17 protein-coding genes are annotated in these 17,965 nt (G+C 68.0%); 8 read left to right on the plus strand and 9 right to left on the minus strand.

From position 1 onward, the window contains the following. Positions 1-7 precede the first annotated feature (7 nt). Both IE302_RS41455 and IE302_RS41460 read right to left on the minus strand, forming a co-directional pair. Positions 8-1,297: an FNR domain-containing protein gene (locus tag IE302_RS41455; protein ID WP_191259949.1), complete on the minus strand. Its 1,290-nt coding sequence runs from the start codon at positions 1,295-1,297 to the stop codon at positions 8-10. Continuing rightward, entirely contained in the window at positions 1,294-2,859 is a 1,566-nt protein-coding gene (locus IE302_RS41460) for an amino acid adenylation domain-containing protein (RefSeq protein ID WP_191259950.1), read from the minus strand. The genes IE302_RS41455 and IE302_RS41460 overlap by 4 nt, the downstream gene beginning before the upstream one ends. A gap of 469 nt (positions 2,860-3,328) precedes the next feature. Here IE302_RS41460 and IE302_RS41465 point away from each other — a divergent pair, with 469 nt between their 5' ends. Further along, positions 3,329-3,763, plus strand: coding sequence for a DUF6924 domain-containing protein (locus tag IE302_RS41465; protein ID WP_191259951.1), 435 nt, complete (start codon positions 3,329-3,331; stop codon positions 3,761-3,763). Between the two features lie 29 nt (positions 3,764-3,792). Then, entirely contained in the window at positions 3,793-4,185 is a 393-nt protein-coding gene (locus tag IE302_RS41470) for a DUF6917 domain-containing protein (RefSeq protein WP_229908338.1), read from the plus strand. 122 nt (positions 4,186-4,307) lie between these two features. Here the strand turns inward: IE302_RS41470 and IE302_RS41475 are convergent, their stop codons facing one another. Then, positions 4,308-4,994, minus strand: coding sequence for an SDR family oxidoreductase (locus IE302_RS41475; protein WP_191259952.1), 687 nt, complete (start codon positions 4,992-4,994; stop codon positions 4,308-4,310). A gap of 245 nt (positions 4,995-5,239) precedes the next feature. Here IE302_RS41475 and IE302_RS41480 point away from each other — a divergent pair, with 245 nt between their 5' ends. The 6 genes from IE302_RS41480 (at position 5,240) to IE302_RS41505 (ending at position 10,730) form a co-directional block, all read left to right on the plus strand. Then, positions 5,240-5,857, plus strand: coding sequence for a LysE family translocator (locus IE302_RS41480; protein WP_191259953.1), 618 nt, complete (start codon positions 5,240-5,242; stop codon positions 5,855-5,857). 35 nt (positions 5,858-5,892) lie between these two features. Beyond that, positions 5,893-6,750 (plus strand): hypothetical protein, encoded by an 858-nt coding sequence (locus IE302_RS41485; protein WP_191259954.1) that lies wholly within the window; start codon positions 5,893-5,895, stop codon positions 6,748-6,750. A 402-nt stretch (positions 6,751-7,152) separates the two neighbouring features. Then, positions 7,153-8,043, plus strand: a complete 891-nt coding sequence (locus tag IE302_RS41490; protein WP_191259955.1) for a terpene synthase family protein — start codon at positions 7,153-7,155, stop codon at positions 8,041-8,043. Between the two features lie 32 nt (positions 8,044-8,075). Next, positions 8,076-9,029, plus strand: coding sequence for an oxygenase MpaB family protein (locus tag IE302_RS41495; RefSeq protein ID WP_191259956.1), 954 nt, complete (start codon positions 8,076-8,078; stop codon positions 9,027-9,029). After that, positions 8,950-10,395, plus strand: a complete 1,446-nt coding sequence (locus tag IE302_RS41500) for an aldehyde dehydrogenase family protein (protein WP_191259957.1) — start codon at positions 8,950-8,952, stop codon at positions 10,393-10,395. Before IE302_RS41495 ends, IE302_RS41500 begins: the two co-directional genes overlap by 80 nt. A 32-nt stretch (positions 10,396-10,427) precedes the next feature. Further along, positions 10,428-10,730, plus strand: coding sequence for a hypothetical protein (locus tag IE302_RS41505; protein ID WP_191259958.1), 303 nt, complete (start codon positions 10,428-10,430; stop codon positions 10,728-10,730). Here the strand turns inward: IE302_RS41505 and IE302_RS41510 are convergent. The 6 genes from IE302_RS41510 to IE302_RS41535 are packed head-to-tail and all read right to left on the minus strand — an operon-like array spanning position 10,715 to position 17,915. Then, entirely contained in the window at positions 10,715-12,415 is a 1,701-nt protein-coding gene (locus tag IE302_RS41510) for an FAD/NAD(P)-binding protein (protein ID WP_191259959.1), read from the minus strand. The two genes, IE302_RS41505 and IE302_RS41510, sit on opposite strands and share 16 nt — an antisense overlap. Beyond that, positions 12,412-12,822, minus strand: coding sequence for a carboxymuconolactone decarboxylase family protein (locus tag IE302_RS41515; RefSeq protein WP_229908344.1), 411 nt, complete (start codon positions 12,820-12,822; stop codon positions 12,412-12,414). Before IE302_RS41515 ends, IE302_RS41510 begins: the two co-directional genes overlap by 4 nt. A gap of 2 nt (positions 12,823-12,824) precedes the next feature. Further along, on the minus strand, positions 12,825-14,288 hold the full coding sequence (locus tag IE302_RS41520) for a class I adenylate-forming enzyme family protein (protein WP_191259961.1): 1,464 nt from the start codon (positions 14,286-14,288) through the stop codon (positions 12,825-12,827). Beyond that, positions 14,285-15,658: a CoA transferase gene (locus IE302_RS41525; protein WP_191259962.1), complete on the minus strand. Its 1,374-nt coding sequence runs from the start codon at positions 15,656-15,658 to the stop codon at positions 14,285-14,287. Before IE302_RS41525 ends, IE302_RS41520 begins: the two co-directional genes overlap by 4 nt. After that, on the minus strand, positions 15,655-16,446 hold the full coding sequence (locus IE302_RS41530) for a class I SAM-dependent methyltransferase (RefSeq protein ID WP_191259963.1): 792 nt from the start codon (positions 16,444-16,446) through the stop codon (positions 15,655-15,657). Before IE302_RS41530 ends, IE302_RS41525 begins: the two co-directional genes overlap by 4 nt. Beyond that, the gene (locus IE302_RS41535; protein WP_191259964.1) at positions 16,437-17,915 is read right to left on the minus strand and encodes a class I adenylate-forming enzyme family protein; all 1,479 of its coding nucleotides are present in this window, start codon (positions 17,913-17,915) and stop codon (positions 16,437-16,439) included. The genes IE302_RS41530 and IE302_RS41535 overlap by 10 nt, the downstream gene beginning before the upstream one ends. Positions 17,916-17,965 lie beyond the last annotated feature (50 nt).

A 17,965-nucleotide genomic window follows, 5' to 3' on the forward strand; every position in this document is an offset into this window, starting at 1 on the left:
GGTCGGATCAGGAATCCCAAATGGCGCCGTAGGCCGGGATCCCCCGGCGTTCGAGACCATGGACGACCTGCCAGGTGAGTTTCTTGTTGGAGATGCAGATGACCGCTTCGGCGCCGAAATCCCGGTACGCGGCATAAGCCAGCTCGACCATGTCCGGTTTCCCGTGCGCTCCGGTGTCCCAGATCCGCGCATGGGGCTGCACGGCCAGAATCTCGTCGACCAGTCCGTCCCCGTAGGTCACCCGCGGGTTCCGGGTCGCCCAAACCAGGAGCGCCGGAACCTCCTGTGCGAGCAGGTGCGGCAGGCAGGGCCCGATCCCGCTGCCTGTCGCCACGTAGACGACCTTGCGGAACAGGGTTTCGATGTTGGCGACACCCGCGGTCGTGATGCCCTTCACCCACACATGCGACGGCATGTCGTCGATGAACTTGCCCGTCCAGTCTCCCGCGCGCGAGATGGTCAGCCGGAAACCGTGCTCGTCCGGCGCGGGGATGTTGGCGAAGGAGTGCCATTCCCGCAGGGGTGACCGGCTGATCGCGGTGGACGATCCGGCGAAGGGTTTGCGGCCGTGGGTGAACCGGGTCAGCGCGACATGCGACGACGGCCGTTCGATGGAGACCGGGACCCGACGCAACCGGGTCCACGGTGCCGCGATGGCCACGGTGAGCACGATCAGCGCCCAGAACTGCGGTGCAGTGAGCAGCGGTTCTCCACTGTGGACGATCCGGGTCATGACCAGCGCCCACAGCAGAACCAGGGTCAGCCATCCGCCGAAACGGTGCGTCAATTCGAACCGGTTGTGGGATTTGACGCGCATCTTCGGCATCGCCGTGACGAGGATCCCGACGAGCAAGGCCGTCAAGGTGTAGGCCAGCACCAGCACCGCCGTCGGCGCGCCCTGCACGGTGGCCAGCACGACGAAAGCCGCGAACCACAGCGATCCGACCACGGAGCCGCCGACGTGGAGACCGCCGAAGTGATAAACCTTGCCCAGCGTCCAGCGCACCTTCAGCGGCCAGGTCACCGGCGCGGCGGTGGCGAGCCGGAACAGCAGGTTGATCAGGCGCTGACGCCGGATGAGCACGGCGAGCGTGAAGTTGGCCAACGAGGCGTCGGCCGCGAAATCCGCGGTGATCCCCCCGGGTAGCGCGAAGCCCAGCACCACCAGGTTGATCACCAGGACCGAGACGGCCAGCCGGTTGTGGTGCATCAGCATCGGATGTTTGAACATCCGGCGTAGCGGCGGGAGCGGTTCCGGGAGCACGATCTTCCCCGTGTGCTCGCCCAGCGCGGTCATCCTGCGTTCTCCTTGTTCCGTGCCAGGTCCGTGAGCAGCCGCTTGTCGATCTTGCCCCGCGACGTCATGGGCAGCTCTGGCACCGGGTAGACGACTTCCGGTGTGCAGTAGTAGGGCAGCGTCTCGGCGACAGCGCGCCGGGCGGCCTCAGGATCGACCGTCGCGGGCTGCACGAACGCCACCAGGGTCCGGCTGTCGAGTTTCAGCGTGACCGCCCTCGTGCACCCGGGCACCTGCTCCAGTACCGCGGACACCGAGTCGAGTTCCACCCGGAAGCCACGGATCTTCACCTGGTCGTCGGTGCGCCCGAAGTGCTCCAGCTGCCCGTCGGGTGTCCAGCGCGCCAGATCCCGGGTGCGGAACATCATCCGGCCACCACCGAGGAACGGGTCCGGCGCGTAGCGCGCGGCGTTGAGGTCGGGGTTGGCCAGGTAGCCCGCCGAGACACAGTCACCGCCCGCCCACATCTCACCGATCTCCCCGATCGGGCAAGGCCGGCCGACCTCGTCGAGGACGTAGACAGTGTTGTTCGACAACGGTTTGCCGATGGTGAGCAGGTCGGCGTCGGGCCGGTGCGCCTGCATCGTGTTGACGATCGTCACCTCGGTCGGCCCGCAGCCGTTGTAGAACGTCTTCGTCCGCGCCCAACTGTCGGCCAGCGGCCGCGGGCAGGGCTCCCCGGCGACGGCGACGGTCCGCACCCGTTCGCACCGGTCCGGATCCAGCGAGGCGAGAATGGTCGGCGTCGCGACCAGGACGTCCACCCGGCGAGCCGTCTCCTCGATGTCGTCGCCGCGGATCAGCAGGGTGCCGCCGTGGGTGAGGCAGCCCAGGATCTCCCATGCCGCCATGTCGAAGGCGATGCTGAGGATCTGCCCCACCACGGTGCCCGGCCGGATCCCGAGGTCACCGGGCTCCGAGTGAAGCAGGTTGACGACGTTCGCATGGGTGACCACGACACCGTTGGGCATCCCTGTCGTGCCCGAGGTGAACAGGACATAGCAACCGCGCTCGGGCGGCACGTCGACGTTCACGGGCGCGAAGTCCTCGCATTGGTCCATGAACGAGTCGATGTCGAGGCTGGTCTGTCCACTCGGGAGCGCCACCGGCACGTCGGACTGCGTGAGCACCAGCCGCGCGCGCGTTGTGGCGAGGATGTGCTTCAGGGCGACGGGACGGGTGACACGACCGTCCTGGGGAACGTAGGCGGCCCCCGCCTTCAGGCTCGCCAGGATGCCGACGACCATCGGGATACCCCGCCGCAGGACCAGGGCGACGTTGTCCCCCACCCGCACGCCTCGCGCGACGAGATGGGCGGCCAGCCGATCGGCATGCCGATCGAGGTCTCCGTAGGTGAGAACCCGGCCCTCGTGTTCGACCGCGATCGCCGCTGGATCGACGGCGGCGTGCCGCTCGATCGCCTTGTGGACCGCTTCGCGGGGAACGGCGCGAGCGGGTCCCCATCCGTACTGCCGGAAAAGCCGGCGATCCCCGGCGGGCAGACCTGCCGATTCCAGCAGGACGTCGGCCGATCGCGCCTGGGAATCAACGACTGATGTCATGATGAATTCGCCTCATTCTAGAACTCGCCGACAAAGTGAAGTTGTCGCCGGCGCTGAGGTTCGGTCGGCAGGTTCAGCAGACGCTCCAGCAAGATCACTGATTCGGGACGGCTTGATCCTGGCACGAGTCACCCGGCGTAACCGCCGCTGATGTCCGAAATTCTCCCAGGACTGCACTCTTTGCCGTTGCGGCCCGGCCGACCTGGCCACGGCCCCTTTAGTGCTCACAAGCTTCCGGTCCAGCGACGAGGACTGATCACCCTCGACACGGAGATGGCACCCGACAGACCCCAGCCTTGCTTACGCACAGTGATATTCAGCGGCCGGGGTTCGTGAAGAAATCCCCTCTACCTGCTCGACATTCCCAGGCCGAATGCCTTTTGCGCACCGGCCACGGTGCTACAAATTCTCGCCGCGGCGATCCGCTGGAACCCGCGACCGGAACCGACGATGGGACGGGAGTTTCCACATGCTGCCGAGAGGCCGCGGCACTCTGGTGGTACGCACGAATTTCGCGGACCAATGGGCCTGGGACGACCTCTGCGAACTCGTTCGCCAGCGGGCGCGGGACGTCAGTTCGGCGAAGGTCCGGCTGGTGGACGATCCCGACTACGACGGTGCCACTACGGAGGATCTGCTGGACCTCCTGCCCGCGAAATCCGGGTACACGCATCTCGCCGTCGCGGACAAGCTGATCTGGCGGCAGGAGGCCGCCGCCCGCGAACACAGTGTTCTGGTCGTGGATCTCCACCGCCACCGGGAAATCTCCCGCCTGTCCGCCGCCGCTTTCGCCGAGTCCCTCGTCTCGACCACTTCGGCGGAAGGCTCGCGTGGTGATCGCCGAGGCGAAGTTCTGCCGTTTCGCGAGCGGCGATTTCCGAGCCGATCCGTAGGCCCGCTCTGACCTGCCGAACCACGTCGAAGGGAACGCTGTTGCGGGACAACGGATCGAAGCGCGAGGTCACCGGCACACTGGTCAAAGTGCTGGCATACCGCCGGGACGACAGGGGCATGAGCCTGGAACCGTTCGCGAGCCGATGCGTCCGCACCGGCGAGATCCACGAACTCGTCACCACGACTCACACCGACCCCGGGGCGCCGATCGACGACGTCGGCTTCCTGGGCTTCGCCGAAATCGACCGGGCCGGCGTGCTCGACCAAGGTGACGAAGTCTGGATCGGCACCAAACTCCTCGGCACCGTGCTCGGCTTCGACGCCTCACATTTCCCCGACCACTATGCCATTCTCATCCACAACGGCCGGACGATCACGGGCGAAGACGTCGCTCTCGAACCCGAACAGCAAGTGCGCTTCCGCGCCTGGTGACGACAGGCCTGGACCGTACGTCGCGCATTTGACGAACGTCGTGAGTGGCGATTCGGGTTAGAACCCGAATCGCCACTCACGACCCGCCGTACCGCCACGTCCCGTCGGTTTGTTCGAGGAAGTCAGGCGAAGCCTCCATCAATGGTCAGGTTCACCTTGTTGAGCCCGCGGTTCTCCAGCAACATCACCGAGGCCTCGACGACCTCGCCCATGGTCACGAGCCGGCCGGAGGGCGTCTGGACCCGCACGCCTTCGAGCAGGTCGGCCGCGCCCGCCCAGTACGGGCTGTCCCCTACCACTCCGGGATGGATCGCGTTGATCCGCACGGGCGCCACCTCCGCGGCGAGGGTGCGCACCATCCCCAGCACCCCGGCGTTGACGATGGAAATGTTCGTGGAACCCGGGTACGGCCGATCCTTCGCCATCCCACCGAAGAGCAGTACCGAACTCTCGGGGGTGAGGCGGTCCAGCAAAGCGTGCACGACGGTCGTGTACCCGACCAGTTTCATCGTGACGAGATCGACCGCGCCGCCGACGTCGTAGTCCTTCACCGAATTCCGGTCACGCTGGATCCCGACGAGCGCGAGCCGATCGACCGGCCCGACCCCGGCCAGCGCGCCGGCGATGCCCGGCGGATCGGCGAGGTCGACGGCGATGCCTCGTACCGTCCCGCCGATCTCGGCGGCGATCTCCTCCGCCCGTTCGGCGTCCCGCCCGGTCACCACGACGGAGTGCCCGTGCCCCGCGTAGTACTCGCCCAGTTCACGGCCGATCCCGGAAGTACCACCGATGATGACGATATTCGACAACTGTCCTGCTCCTCACTGATTCCCGCAGATTCCGGGACGGTAGACGGCCACGTCCACCGAGGCCCACCTCGCGTACCACGCCCTGGAACGTCGCCGACGATCCACCACCCAGGTGTCCCGCCTTCGCGAGTGAACTCCCTACTATTCTTCAGCATTCGGTGCCAACCGTGAAATCAACCTTAAAATGAGAAAATGTCAGCCTCACCGACTCCGAGCTTCCCCCACTCGTCCATTTCGGGTTTCACGTGTCCTTGTTCGGAACGGTAGGCGCGACGGTCGGGATCTATTTCGCCGCCGCGGTCACCCCCGGACCCAATCTCCTCTACGTGGCACATACCGCCTCGGCGACCTCCCGCAAGTCCGCCCTGATGGCCGCATTGGGTGTCGCTTCCGGCAGTACGACGCTGGCTGGGATCTCTGTCCTGCTACTCGGCGATCTCCTTCCTGTACAAGGAGCGGCGTATCGCCTCATGCGGCTGGTGTGCGGCCTTTACCTGAGCTACTTAGGGCTGCGAATCCTCCGTAGTTTGCGCACCACCGACCATTCCGAGCCGAACCCGGTCGCTCACTCCGGCTCGCGCGTATATCTGCGAGGAATACTCACCATCGTCACGAACCCGAAGGCGATGCTCTTCTTCGGCGCGTTGACAGCGACCGTGTTGCCTCTTTCCGTGCCACTGACCACCCGTATTTCCGCGGTCACCGCGCTGGCACTGTCCGCGCTTTCATGGTATTGCCTCGTCGCGATCGCTTTTTCCAGCGAACCGTTCCAACGGCTGTATCGCCGGATCGTCTTCCCGATCGACCTGCTGTCGGGATGCTTCTTCCTCGCGCTGGGCTTGTACCTGGCGTTCGCTCCATGAAGTCCACTTCCAACGCCCGCGAAGAAAGATGACCGATGAAAACGGATTCCGAGCCCTTGCGATGGGCCACCCGAATAGTCACCCGTGACCACGACGGCGAGATCGCCCGAGGTCTACTGGACAGGTATCGCGCGGTCCACCGGTCCCCGGCGATCGTCTCGGCGATGCTGGATCTGGCCGCGGGCTGGGACAAAGACCCGCTCGAAGCGAAGCGCGTGTTCGAGATGAAACGCTCGGAGTGGGAGGACGAGGGCGGCTTTCTGGAGAAGCTCGGCACAGAGGAGATCGGGAGGTGGATCCTCTCGGATGACTACGTCGTCGCCGAAGCCGCACCGCACCTGGCGGACGACGGTGGCCGGTTCGAAGCCGTCGCACAGCGGGTCTACCGGCTACCCGGGAGTGATTGGATCATCCCGGTACTCGATGCCCCGGGAAACGAGATCTACGACCGCCAACTGTACGACGAGATGGCAGAGGCGGGCCCACTTTCCACGGCTTCGTTCGACTACGGCGGGGTCTTGCCGGAATGGGCGGGGCAGGGGGCGGCGGGGGCCGCCAGGCACACCGGATTCACGGAAGTGATCCGGCGATGCGCCGAGGCCGAGATCCGGTTCCTCGTCGGCTGGATCTACTCGATCCAAGGACTGGTCCTGCACGACCCCGTCGACCGAGCTGTTTTCGGCGACCGATTGGCTTTGGAGAGGTTCGCCCAGCCGCCGATCATCAACCGGCGATCGCTCGAAACGAACATGGGAAGCCGGCGGCTGCCGGCCACGCTTCTCGGCCTCCGGCGTGACACCCCTCCGGTACCGGTGGTTCACGGCGAACGCCGCTACGGCCTCGACGTGCATTGGTACGTGCTGGCGATCCCGGTCCGGTCGTGCGCCCCGTGAGGTAAGGCGACCTGACCGAATCTCGCGTGCTTGGAGACGGAACTCCCGTGCTTGGACACCGCACATCCGTGTGCGGCATCCAAGCACGCGAGTCACGTCCCTGAGCACGCGAGTCACGTCTCTGAGCACGCCGTCCGCGGCGAACGGACCCGCCAGCAGGAGCGTTCCGTCCGCTGGAACGTCCGTTGGCGGGCGGGTCGCGCTCCGCCCTAAGGTCGGCCACCTGAATCCGGCCCGTGCACGAGTCGATTCCACCGCCCGCATTCACGTTCGCTGAAGCCGAAGGGGAATTCCGTGTCGTTGCAGTACCGCCGGTTCACCATGCCTTTTCCCTCTCGACTGAACGTTCACGCGCAGCGCGCGGAGGAACACGGGAGAGAATTCGTTCGCAGGTATGGGCTCGTGACCACCGATGCGGACAAGCAGCGCTACGACGATTCGCTCATCGGAACGCTCATCGGCCGGACATTCCCCCATGCCGACGCCGAAATCCTCGACCTGATGACCGAATGGATGGCGTGCAACCTGCTCCTGGACGACGTGTTCGACGAGTCGGAAGCCCGCGTCGACCCGGTCCGGCTGCGAGAGATGTGCGACGAAGTCGTGTCGTGGCTCCCGGTGGACGGCGGGGAAGTCGCGCACAGCGGCTCTTCATTCGCACGCGCTTATGCGGACATCTGGGCGCGGACGTGCGCGAAGTCGAGTGTCGCTTGGCGCGCCAAGTTCGTCGCGCACTTTTCGCTGTTCCTCGGGCGTTGCGTCCACGAGGCGGCCAACCGCCGCGACAAGCGGACGCCCGGGGTCGCGGAGTACATCGAGTTGCGTTCTTGCGCCTTGATGCCCTATCTCGATCTGCTGGAACTGGCACAGGGCTGGGAGCTTCCCACCGAAGGCCCCTGCACCGCGGAAGACTTCAGTGAGCTGGACGCCTCCCTGTCCTCGGCTTCGTTGTGGATGAACGACCTCTTCTCCTGTGAGAAGGAGTACAACCTCGGGGACGTGCACAATCTCGTGGTCGTCCTCAAGAAGGAACGTGGAACGGATCTGCAGACCGCGGCGGACACGGCCGCCGAAATGATCCAGGCCGAGATCGACGACTTCGAGCGGCAGAGCGAGGATCAGTTGACGGGCAAGATCGCCGCCCTTCTGGATCCGGCGCTGCGATCCGCGGCGGCCGATCGCGTGGAGTTCTTGCGGAGCTGGCTCAGCGGCCAGTTCGAATGGCGTTTCGAAACGAAGCGGAACCAAGGCTCCAACGTTCGGCTCGTCGCCGGATCGGCGATGCGCACCTAGGCCCGAGACCGCACGGCAGCCGGGGAGGTGGCATGAGAGACCGGTATGCGCGAGCTCGATACCTGAGCGGCCTGGACCCGGAGAAGGACTGCCATGAGATCCACCGGGTGCACTCGCGCCTGGAGTTCCCCTGGGACTACGGGCGCGGGCTGGAGATCGCGCTGTGGAAGGCCTGCTGCGTCCCGACGGTGTCCGAGCAACTCCACCGTAGCGGGCATGTCGAACACTTCAGCCAGAAACGGTACGACGACACCCGGATCCTGCTGGGTGAGATCGTGACGAACGGAACCGAGTCGCCCCGGGGCCGCCAGGCCATCCGGCAGATCAACCGGGCGCATCGAGACATCAGCTGCGCCAACGAGGACATGCTGTACATCCTGTCGACCTTCGTCTACGAACCGGTGCACTGGATCGACCGCTGGGGCTGGCGGAAGGTCACCGACGCCGAGAAACTCGGCAGCTTTCACTTCTTCCGCCGGATCGGCAGGCTCATGAACATCGTTTCCCTGCCGGAGGATTACGACTCTTTTCTCGAGTTCAAGAACAAATACGAGAAACGGTGTTTCCGGTACGCCGAGAGCAACCGGCAGGTCTCCGAAGCGATTCTCCGGCTGTACGTCTCGTGGTATCCCAGGCCGATAGCGCGGCTCATGTCGCCGGTGCTGCCTGCCCGGCTGGACGAGCAGGCGCGGCACGCGCTGGGCCTCCCGGATCCGGGATCGTGGGCGAGGGCCACCAACGCGGCGATCCTGACCGCGCACGCGCATTTCGAAAGGCTCGCTCCACGGACTGCCGCGAAGCTGACGTCCAGACCCCCGGCGCGCACCTACCCGGGCTACCCGACCGGTTACGACCTCTCGAAGATCGGCCCGATGCATGACGCCGCACAACCGTCGAAAGGACGAGATGGTGACCGAGTTCCCGTTCGGCACGGAATTCTACATCGACGGAAAGTGGATCGAACCGATCTCCACCACCGGGGCTGACGTCGTCGATCCGGCCACGGAGCGGACCATCGCACGGGTCACGCTGGCCGGGGCGGAAGACGTCGACCGGGCCGTGGCCGCCGCGAAGTCCGCTTTCCCGACGTGGTCACGGACCGGCCCACGGGAGCGGGCGGCCCTGCTCCGGAGGATCTCCGAGGTGTACGGGCGCCGGTCCCCCGAACTCGCGGCGGCGATCACCGCGGAGATGGGGGCACCGGTGAAGCTCGCCGGCAAGGCGCAGGTGCCTGCTGGACTCGGGCACGTGCTGACCGGTATCGATGTGCTGGAGGACTATCCGTTCGAGCGCCTGCGCGGGTCCACGTTGATCAGGCGGGAACCGGTGGGGGTCTGCGCGCTGATCACACCGTGGAACTGGCCGCTGAACCAGATCCTCTGCAAGGTCGTCCCCGCGCTGGCCACGGGCTGCACGATGGTGCTCAAACCCAGCGAGAGGGCGCCGCTGAGCGCGTCGCTGCTCGCCGAGATCCTCGCCGAGGCGGGTGTGCCGGACGGTGTCTTCAATCTCGTCCACGGCGACGGTCCTGGCGCGGGCACCCTGCTGGCCAAGCACGCCGACGTCGACATGGTGTCGTTCACGGGCTCGACCCACGCCGGTGTGCTCGTCTCCAGGAACGCCGCCGGCACGATCAAACGCGTCTCCCTCGAACTGGGCGGCAAGTCGGCGAACGTGGTGCTCCCGGACGCCGACCTGCCCGCGGCCGTGCGGACCGTGGTGGACGGCTGTTTCCGCAACACGGGGCAGAGTTGCAACGCAACCACCCGGGTGCTCGTCCAGCATGATCAGGCGGCGGAGTTGATCTCACTGCTGGAAAAGGCGGTCGAGGCCATCTCCGTGGGGGACCCCCGCTCGCCGGGCACCGAACTTGGCCCGGTGGGAAACAAGGCCCAGTTCGAGAAGGTCCAGGCTCTCATCTGGTCGGGGATCGAGGAAGGCGCCCGGCTCGTCACCGGCGGGCTCGGCGCACCCGACGGGCTGGACCTCGGCTTCTTCGTCAAGCCGACGGTCTTCGCCGACGTCACCCCCGACATGCGGATCGCGCGCGAGGAGATCTTCGGTCCGGTCCTGGCCGTGCTGACCTACGAAGACGAGGAGGACGCCATCAGGATCGCGAACGACAGCGACTACGGCCTGTCCGGCGCCGTCCAATCCGCCGATCCCGGGCATGCTCTCGCCGTCGCACGCCGAATCCGCACTGGGATGGTGGGGGTCAACGGGGCGGGGAGCGACCTGCACGCTCCCTTCGGTGGGTACGGACAGTCGGGCAACGGCCGCGAATGGGGTGAATACGGCTTCGACGAATTCACCGAGCTCAAAGCCATCTTGGGCGCGGTGCCCACCCGGTGAAGGAACTTTCCCTCGACGACAGGAGCGAAACGATGACCTCGGCGCCACAGCACGACGAACACCTCGGACACGACCACGCGCACGGCGAAGGCTGCGGCCACGTCGCCATCCCACACGGTGATCACGTCGACTACGTCCACGATGGACACTTGCACGTGGGGCACAGTGGCCATTTCGACGAATGCGAGCGTCCCGCGCACGAACAGCACGACGATCACCGCCACGATCACGGTGAGGGCTGCGGCCACGTCGCCGTTCCCCATGGCGATCACGTGGACTACGTGCACGACGGCCACCGCCACGCCCGGCACGGCGACCACTACGACGAGCACTGATCGCCGCGCCCGGCGAGCGCCGCACGCGCTATGGCGTCCGCGTCCAGCAGGGTCACCGAAGCCGACCACGGCCGCGCGCCGACCGCGGTCGCCCAGTGCACGTGTTCGGTCGGGACCCCGAAGGCGAACCAGCGTGGATGCGCTCGACCGGCCGCGTCGACGACGCGGAACGGGCTGCGGGTGACTTCGAGGCCGCCGGTCTCGTAGTCCCCGATGCGGTAGGGCCTGCACTGTCCCGCGCGGCGCATGGCGGTCAGCAGCGGGTTCACCGTGGCCCGCAGGTCGACCTCCGGCATCCGGGCTTCGATCAACGTCGTGGCGACCACGTCGTGGCCGGTCCACGACGACGCATCCGCCGCGTACCCGGCCGCGACCCGGCGTACGCGTGCCCCCGGGGCGAGCACCTGGAGAACTCCCGCGGAAAGCAAGGCGAGCATCTCTTCGATCCGGCCGTGAGGCGGCCCGATGGACAGGAACGCGTTGAGCGGGGTGTACCAGGCTGCCACCTCGTCCCGGTACGAGTCGCCGCTGACCCCGCCATGATCGACGGCGAGCCGGATCTCGTTGCGGAGATCCCTGAGCACGTCCAGCGCGGCCTTGAGCGGATCGCGCACGTTGCCCCGTTTCGCCCTCGCGACGTCCCTGGCGAGATACTCGGCCAGCCAAGGCCGGTGAGCGCTGCCGGGGCCCGGTACGGGAGGATTGCCGATCCGGTCCCAGTCCCACCGCAGGCGGGAGGGCAACCGGTACCGCGACAGTGTTCCTTCGTCACCGTAACTGTCCGCATAGGACTCCGAGAACTTCTCGAGCTGCCATCGGCTCAGCCGTGTCGAGAGCAGTCCGCGGTAGTAGACACCGCGGACCTCCCGATCGATCAGCGGCCAGATGTCGCGCCGGAAGCCCGCTTTCCGCGGCAACGCGGCGACGCGTTCCGGTGTCAGGAAGGCGGGCAGATGCCGCCCCGCCGTGCCTTTCTGGTTCACACCTCGCGCGTGATGCGGCACCCCTCGCCGGGAGACCGCGTAGAGCCGGGGTTCCCGCCCGGACGGGAGGTACCGGCCGTTCTCGAACCTTCCGCCCCGGCCGACGGTGAACAAACTCAGGTAGTCGAAGAACGTCAAGCCGAGACCACGCAGCAGGACCGGCTCTCCCGGCCGCACCCCCGTCAGGTCGGCGTCGGCCGCGTTTCCCGGCGGCAGGTGGCCGTCCTCGTGCTGGTTCGCACCTTCATGCCCGAGCGCCAGCACGACCGCGTCCACCCCGGTTACGCGGCTTCCGCTCGCGAGTTCGACGCCGCGCGGGCCCAGTGCGACGGCGGTGTCGCGGTGGACGACCACCTCGACCAGCCGGTGTCTCCGCAAACGGTGGAAGAACCACGTCAGATAACGACCGTAGAGCGCCCGTGAGCCGTAGGAGTCCGGATCGATCCCCGCCCATTGGGCCAGTGAGGGGCCTGGCAGCCGGGGGCCGGCACACGGCACCGTCTCGTCGGTGAAGAGCGTCACTTGCCCGGCGACGGTGTTCATCAGCAGGTGCTCCGGCTGATCCGTACGCCAGACCCGGCCGGGACCGGGTGGGTAGGGGTCCACCACGTGCACCACGACCCGGTCTCGCGCGTTCGCGCAGACCCGTTCCAGGACGGAGGTGCCCCGCGGTCCGGCGCCGATCACACAGATGACCGTCACGCGAACCGGGTACTGATGGCCAGGCGGTTGTAGGAGTTGATCACGATCGCGATCCAGAGCAGTTCCCTGGTCCCGGCCTCACCGAACTCGCGCATCGCCGCTTCCAGCAGGGAGCGGCTCACCTGTCCGGTGTGGACCAGGGTCACGGTCTCGGCGAGGGCCAATGCGGCACGCTCGCGCTCGGTGAACGCCGGATGTGTCCGCCATTCCGGCAGGTTGTCGAACAGTTCGGGCGCCTCCTCGCGATGCGCCGAATGCAGCCGGACACAGTATTCGCATCCGTTGAGCTGGGAACAGCGAAGCTTGATCAGCTCACGCAGGCCCGAGGAGAGCGAGGAATTCTCCTCGGCGGCCTTCGCGAGTTCTCCGAGCGCCGTGAAGGCGGCGCCCTTTCCGGGGTCGAGCATGGTCACGCTTTCTCCTCGTGTCGACCGGCGGCGAGGCCGGCCAGCGTCCGATGACAGACCTTCCCTGAACGGCTCACCGGCAATTCGGGCAGGAGCAACAAGGACTCGGGCAGTTTGGGCCGGGCGAGGCCCGTGCCGCGAAGGTAGGCGGCGAGTTCGGGCAAGGTCAGCGATTGTCCTTTTCGGACTGTCAGGCAGGCGCAAAGGCGTTCGCCCAGCTCGGTGTCCGGCACCGGGACACAGGCGACCTCACCGACCGCGGGATGCTCGCCGATCGCGAGCTCCACCTCGGCGGGACTGATGGTGTAACCGCCGCGGATCACCACCCGCTTGCGCCTGCCGGTCACGTACAGCCTGCCGCCGTCGCCGAACCGGCCGTTGTCCCCCGTGCGCACCCAGCCACCGTCGAACCGGTGCTCCGCGTCCAGCGCCGGCGCGCCCACGTAGCACAGCGGCGTCATCGGGCCTCGTGCGCAGATCTCGTCGTCGACCAGCCGGATCTCACACACCGCCGGATCCGGGACTCCCACGCCGTGCTCCGGCGTCGACGTATGGCAGTTGACCCCGTCGGAGGACCCGTAGACATCGATCATCCCGACGCCGAACCGCGTACGGCAAGCCGTTCGCGTCGACGGCGGCAACGAGTCGCCGCTCGACACCATGGCCGAAAGCCCGGCCGTGTCCACCTCACCGGGACACTCGGCCATGCGTCGCCACATCGTCGGCACGGCGTACACGTGCGACGGCCGGTGTTCGGCCATCAGCGCAAGCGCGGCGCTCGCCTCGAACCGGCGCGCCAGGATCAGCGTGCCGCCATCGCGGCACACCGTGACCGGCACTCCGAACGAGCCGAAGCCCGAGGTCAGGGACACCAGCACGAGATCGCGAGGCACCTCGATCCCACCGCGGACGGCTCGGAGATAGTTGGCCCGCCCACCGGCGAAAGCGTTGTGCGAGTAAGCGACCATCTTCGGTTCCGACTCCGAGCCGGAGGAGACGAGGATCCGCGCCGGGGCCTCCGGATGAGGACGGGTGACGCGGCCCGCGCGCCGCGACGCGCCCGCGATCCGACCGTCCCCGATGCTGAACCGAGCTCCGGCGCGTTCGAGGAGGGCTTCCGCCCCGGACGGTACCGGCAGCACGACGGCGCCGAGCGCGAAGACCGCCAGTTCGGCGATCACCGCGGCACGCCCGTTCGGTTCCCGCACGCCGACGATGTCGGTCGAGCCACATCCGGCGTTCACCAGCCGGACGGCCAGTTCACGCACGGCGACGTCGAGCTCGCCGTAACGGAGGGAGCCTTCGTCGTCGATCACCGCGGTGCGGTCCGGGTGCTCGCGGACCCGGTCGCGGAACAACGAGTACAGCTCGCGGTCCGGGCAGTGGCCCCGCCGGACCCAGTCACCGCGCACGGCGGCGGGTACGAGATCACGCAGGACCATCCCCGTGGAGGACACCCAGGTCATGAGGTGAACCGCCACGGCGAACCGACGAGGACGCACTCGTCGTGGACGAGCGCCCTGGAGAAGCGAGGGTCGGCGGCGAGGGCGGCGAGGTCGTCGCACACCGGCACGGTCAGCGGACGGTCGCAGCGCCGCCGGGCGCCCGCGTTGAGCCGGTGGGCCGCGGACAACAGCGACGAGTCGACCCGTGTGGCGCCGCGGGCCAGCGCCGTCACGATCCCGTGCGCCGACACGATCCCGCCGAACACGTCGACGATCGTCATCAGCGACGGCGGCACGCCCGCGTGGGCCTGCACGACGAAGTCCGTGCCCACGGGCGGCTCCGGCCCCAGCTCGGTACCCCAGCCCGACGCGTGCGCGTACACGATCCCCGGCCGGGCACGCGCCAGATCGTGCCCGGTCAACGACCACCGCTCCGCCTTGCCCGGTGCCCAGTTGTGCAGGAAGACGTCGGCCCCGGCCGCGAGCTCGATCAGCCGCCGCCGCCCCGCCGGGCCGGTCAGATCGATCTCGACGACCTCCTTGCCCTTGTTGAGCGCCTGGAACCTGGCCGAGGTCTCGCCTGCCATCGGCGGCACCCAGCGCAGCGGATCACCTCCCGGCGGCTCGATCCGCAGCACCGACGCGCCAAGCGACCGCAGCAGATGACCGGCCAGGGGCCCCTGCACCCGGCGACAGGATTCGAGCACCACCAACCCGGACAACGGGAGCGCCTCCACCGGCGCCACCGGCCGGTGCCCGCGCCCTTCCCCGCTGACGACGAACGCGGGCATCCCCTCGATCGGATGGTTCGCCACCCGCACCAAGGTCATCCCGGTCCGCATGGCCGCCCATTCGGCCCGGGCGATCGGGCAGGCGGCGAGGAGGCGCGGCAGTCCCGCCGGAAGCGGGCAGGTCGCGGTCGCGAACCGCTGCATGAACGGCCGCCAGCCCTGCGAGACCGCCGCGCGATCGGCGCCGAGTTCGGTCCAGAACCTTTGCCACACCTCAGGATCGAGCGTCTCGATCTCGAAGGCGACCCCGTCGGACGAACGGAAGGGCGGGCCGCCGGGCAGGAACTCCTCCTGGTGCTCGTCCCGGGTGGTCGCCGCCGCGAGATACTGCGAGATCGCCAGCAGGGCGGCCTGTGCCAGCGAGGTGCTCACCCCGCGCAACGGAATCCCCCGGTCCCGGGCCAGCCGCACCGCCGCCGCGCCCAGCTCGGCGAGTTCGGCCGCCACCAAGGACGCGTAATCGAGCCCGAGCGGGGCAGGTCCGCCGGATCGCCTGCCGTGCACATGCATGATCCCGCAGGCGGCCTGCACGTCGAGTTCGCCGGTCAACGGGAGATCGACCGGACCCGCCACCGTCACCATGTCCAGCGCGCCGGTCATTCCGGGCGCCTCCCGTGCACGGAGTAGACGACGCACGACGTCGCCCGGAAACCGGGATCCGCCATGACCTCGCGCACCTCGGCCAGCTCACCGTCGGTCATCCCGGCGGCGACCAGCCGGTCCCGCAGATGCCGGGTGTGGTGGATCAGCAGGCGTACGCCCGGCGCTCCCGCGCGCCAGGGGAAGATCATCGGCACCGGATCGACGTCCACCAGTCCCGCGGCGGCCATGGACGCCGCAACCTGGCGGCCCCAGGTGCCGTCCCCGCCCGCGGCCTCGAACGTTTTCCGCTTGGCCGCCAGGAACTTCTCGTAGAGGTGGACCGCCCGCTCGCCGGGCGCGAGCAGGACCGGGCCGTAGGAGATGTCGAACTCGTCGATCTGCAGCCAGCCGCCCGGTTTCAACGCCCCCGCCAGCTTTCCGAGCACGGCTTCCCGGTCCGGGAGATGCTGCAGGACCAGCCGCGCGTGGATGAGGTCGAACGCGCGGGGAGGCAACGGATCACGAACCACGTCGTGCCGCACCACGGTCAGTCCGGGCGCCGGTGCGACGTGGTCCGGTTTGATGTCGGTGGCGAGTACCGATCCGGTTGGCGCCACCTTGGCGGCGAGCCAGTGTGCGACACCGCTGCCGCCGGCCCCGACTTCGAGACAGGACCAGCCGTCCCGGATCCCGGTTTCCTCCAGCCGCGCGAAAGTACTCGGGTCGTAGGCTTCACCGAGACAGCGATGCTGGTCGTCTGCGTGTCTGCTGTGGTTGTCGAAAACGTAGGCCGTGGTCACGTCCATCGCCCCGTTCCGTTCGTGTCGGCCGTCCCGGTCAGCCGCGTCAGCAGTTCGCGCCGCCGCACCTTCCCGGTCCCGGTGCGCGGCACGTCGTCCCAGGAGAGCACCACCGGCTCCCCCATCGGCGGCAGATCGTCCACCGCCGTCCGCCACCGTGCCGGGTCCAGCGCGGTGTCCGTCACCACCACCGGGATGGGTTCGCGCCCGACAGCGGAAAGCACCACACACTCCTCCACGGACGGCAGGCGGTCCTCGATGAGATCCTCCGTCTCGAGGCAGCTCAGGCCGGGAACGGTGTCGACCTCGCGGTCGAGCAGGGTCACCGCGCCCGTCCGGCTCACCGTTCCGATGTCTCCGGTGTTCCACCATCGTCCGTCGGCCTTGGCCTCCCAGCGATCCTGTTCACCGACGTAACCGGTGCACCGGGCACGGGTGCGGGCCAGCAACAGGCCCGCGCTTCCCTTGGCGACCGGTTCGGCGGTCGCCGGGTCGACGACCCGCAGTTTCGCGAGACCGGGCAGCGGCCTGCCGAGGTTCCGGGTGGAGCCGGCGGTGCGCCGGGTGAAGAACCGGAAGGACAACGGACCCGTCTCGGATTGCCCGTACCCTTGCATCCACAAAGGACGCTTGCGCCCGCTGGCACGCAGCATCGCCCTGATCACCGGCGGATGCATCGCGTCGTAGGTGCTGACGAATCTCCGCACCCGGTCGAACGGGTTCTCCGGCGCGTTCGCGAGCGAACGCCACCGCACGTAGGTCGACGGGAGGGCTTCGACGACGGTGGGCCGGTGCCGTCCGAACACCCGGGCCGCCGACGACGGCTCGCTGAGGATCACGATCTCGCTCGGGGCGAGGCACAGCGCCGAAGCGGTCCAGCAGAACGTGCGACCGTGCGCGAACGCGCTGGCATTGCCCACCACGTCGTCGCGTCGGACGCCGATGACGGGCCAGCGCACCGATTCCGGCCGGGCCAGCCGGTCGATGATCGTCCTGGTCGTGTGCACGACCAGTTTCGGGACACCGGTCGTGCCCGACGTGTGGCAGATCAGCAGCGGTTCGTCATCGCCCCTGGGGTGTGGCGCCGGTGGCCGCCCCGCGGCGAAGTCCTCGACGCGCAGCACGCGACGGGCGCGTGGGACCGGGCGGTCGGTGACCACCGCCGCGGCGTCGAGGCGTTCCAGCAGGATGTCCAGCGTGCCTTCGGGGAGCTTGCCGGACAACTTCGCCGGGACCGCGCCGATCCGCACCGCCGCGCACGCCAGCAGGTCGTAGTCCCAGTGGTTCCGTTTGACGACGGCGACCCGGTCGCCGGGCCGGACACCGGCCTCGTGCAGCCATCCCGCCGCGTCCCGGACCAATCCGGCGAGCTGGTCGACGGTATGGGCGATCCCGCGTTCCGGCGCGATGTCGAACGGCCGGTCGAGGCGCACGACCGTCCGTGTGTGCGCGCACTGGTCGAACAGCTTTCCCATGTCGTGAGGTTTCATCCGGGCCTTCCGGGTCGGGATGGGTACAGGTGGTC

The organism is Amycolatopsis oliviviridis (assembly GCF_014654365.1).
Lineage (GTDB): Bacteria > Actinomycetota > Actinomycetes > Mycobacteriales > Pseudonocardiaceae > Amycolatopsis > Amycolatopsis oliviviridis.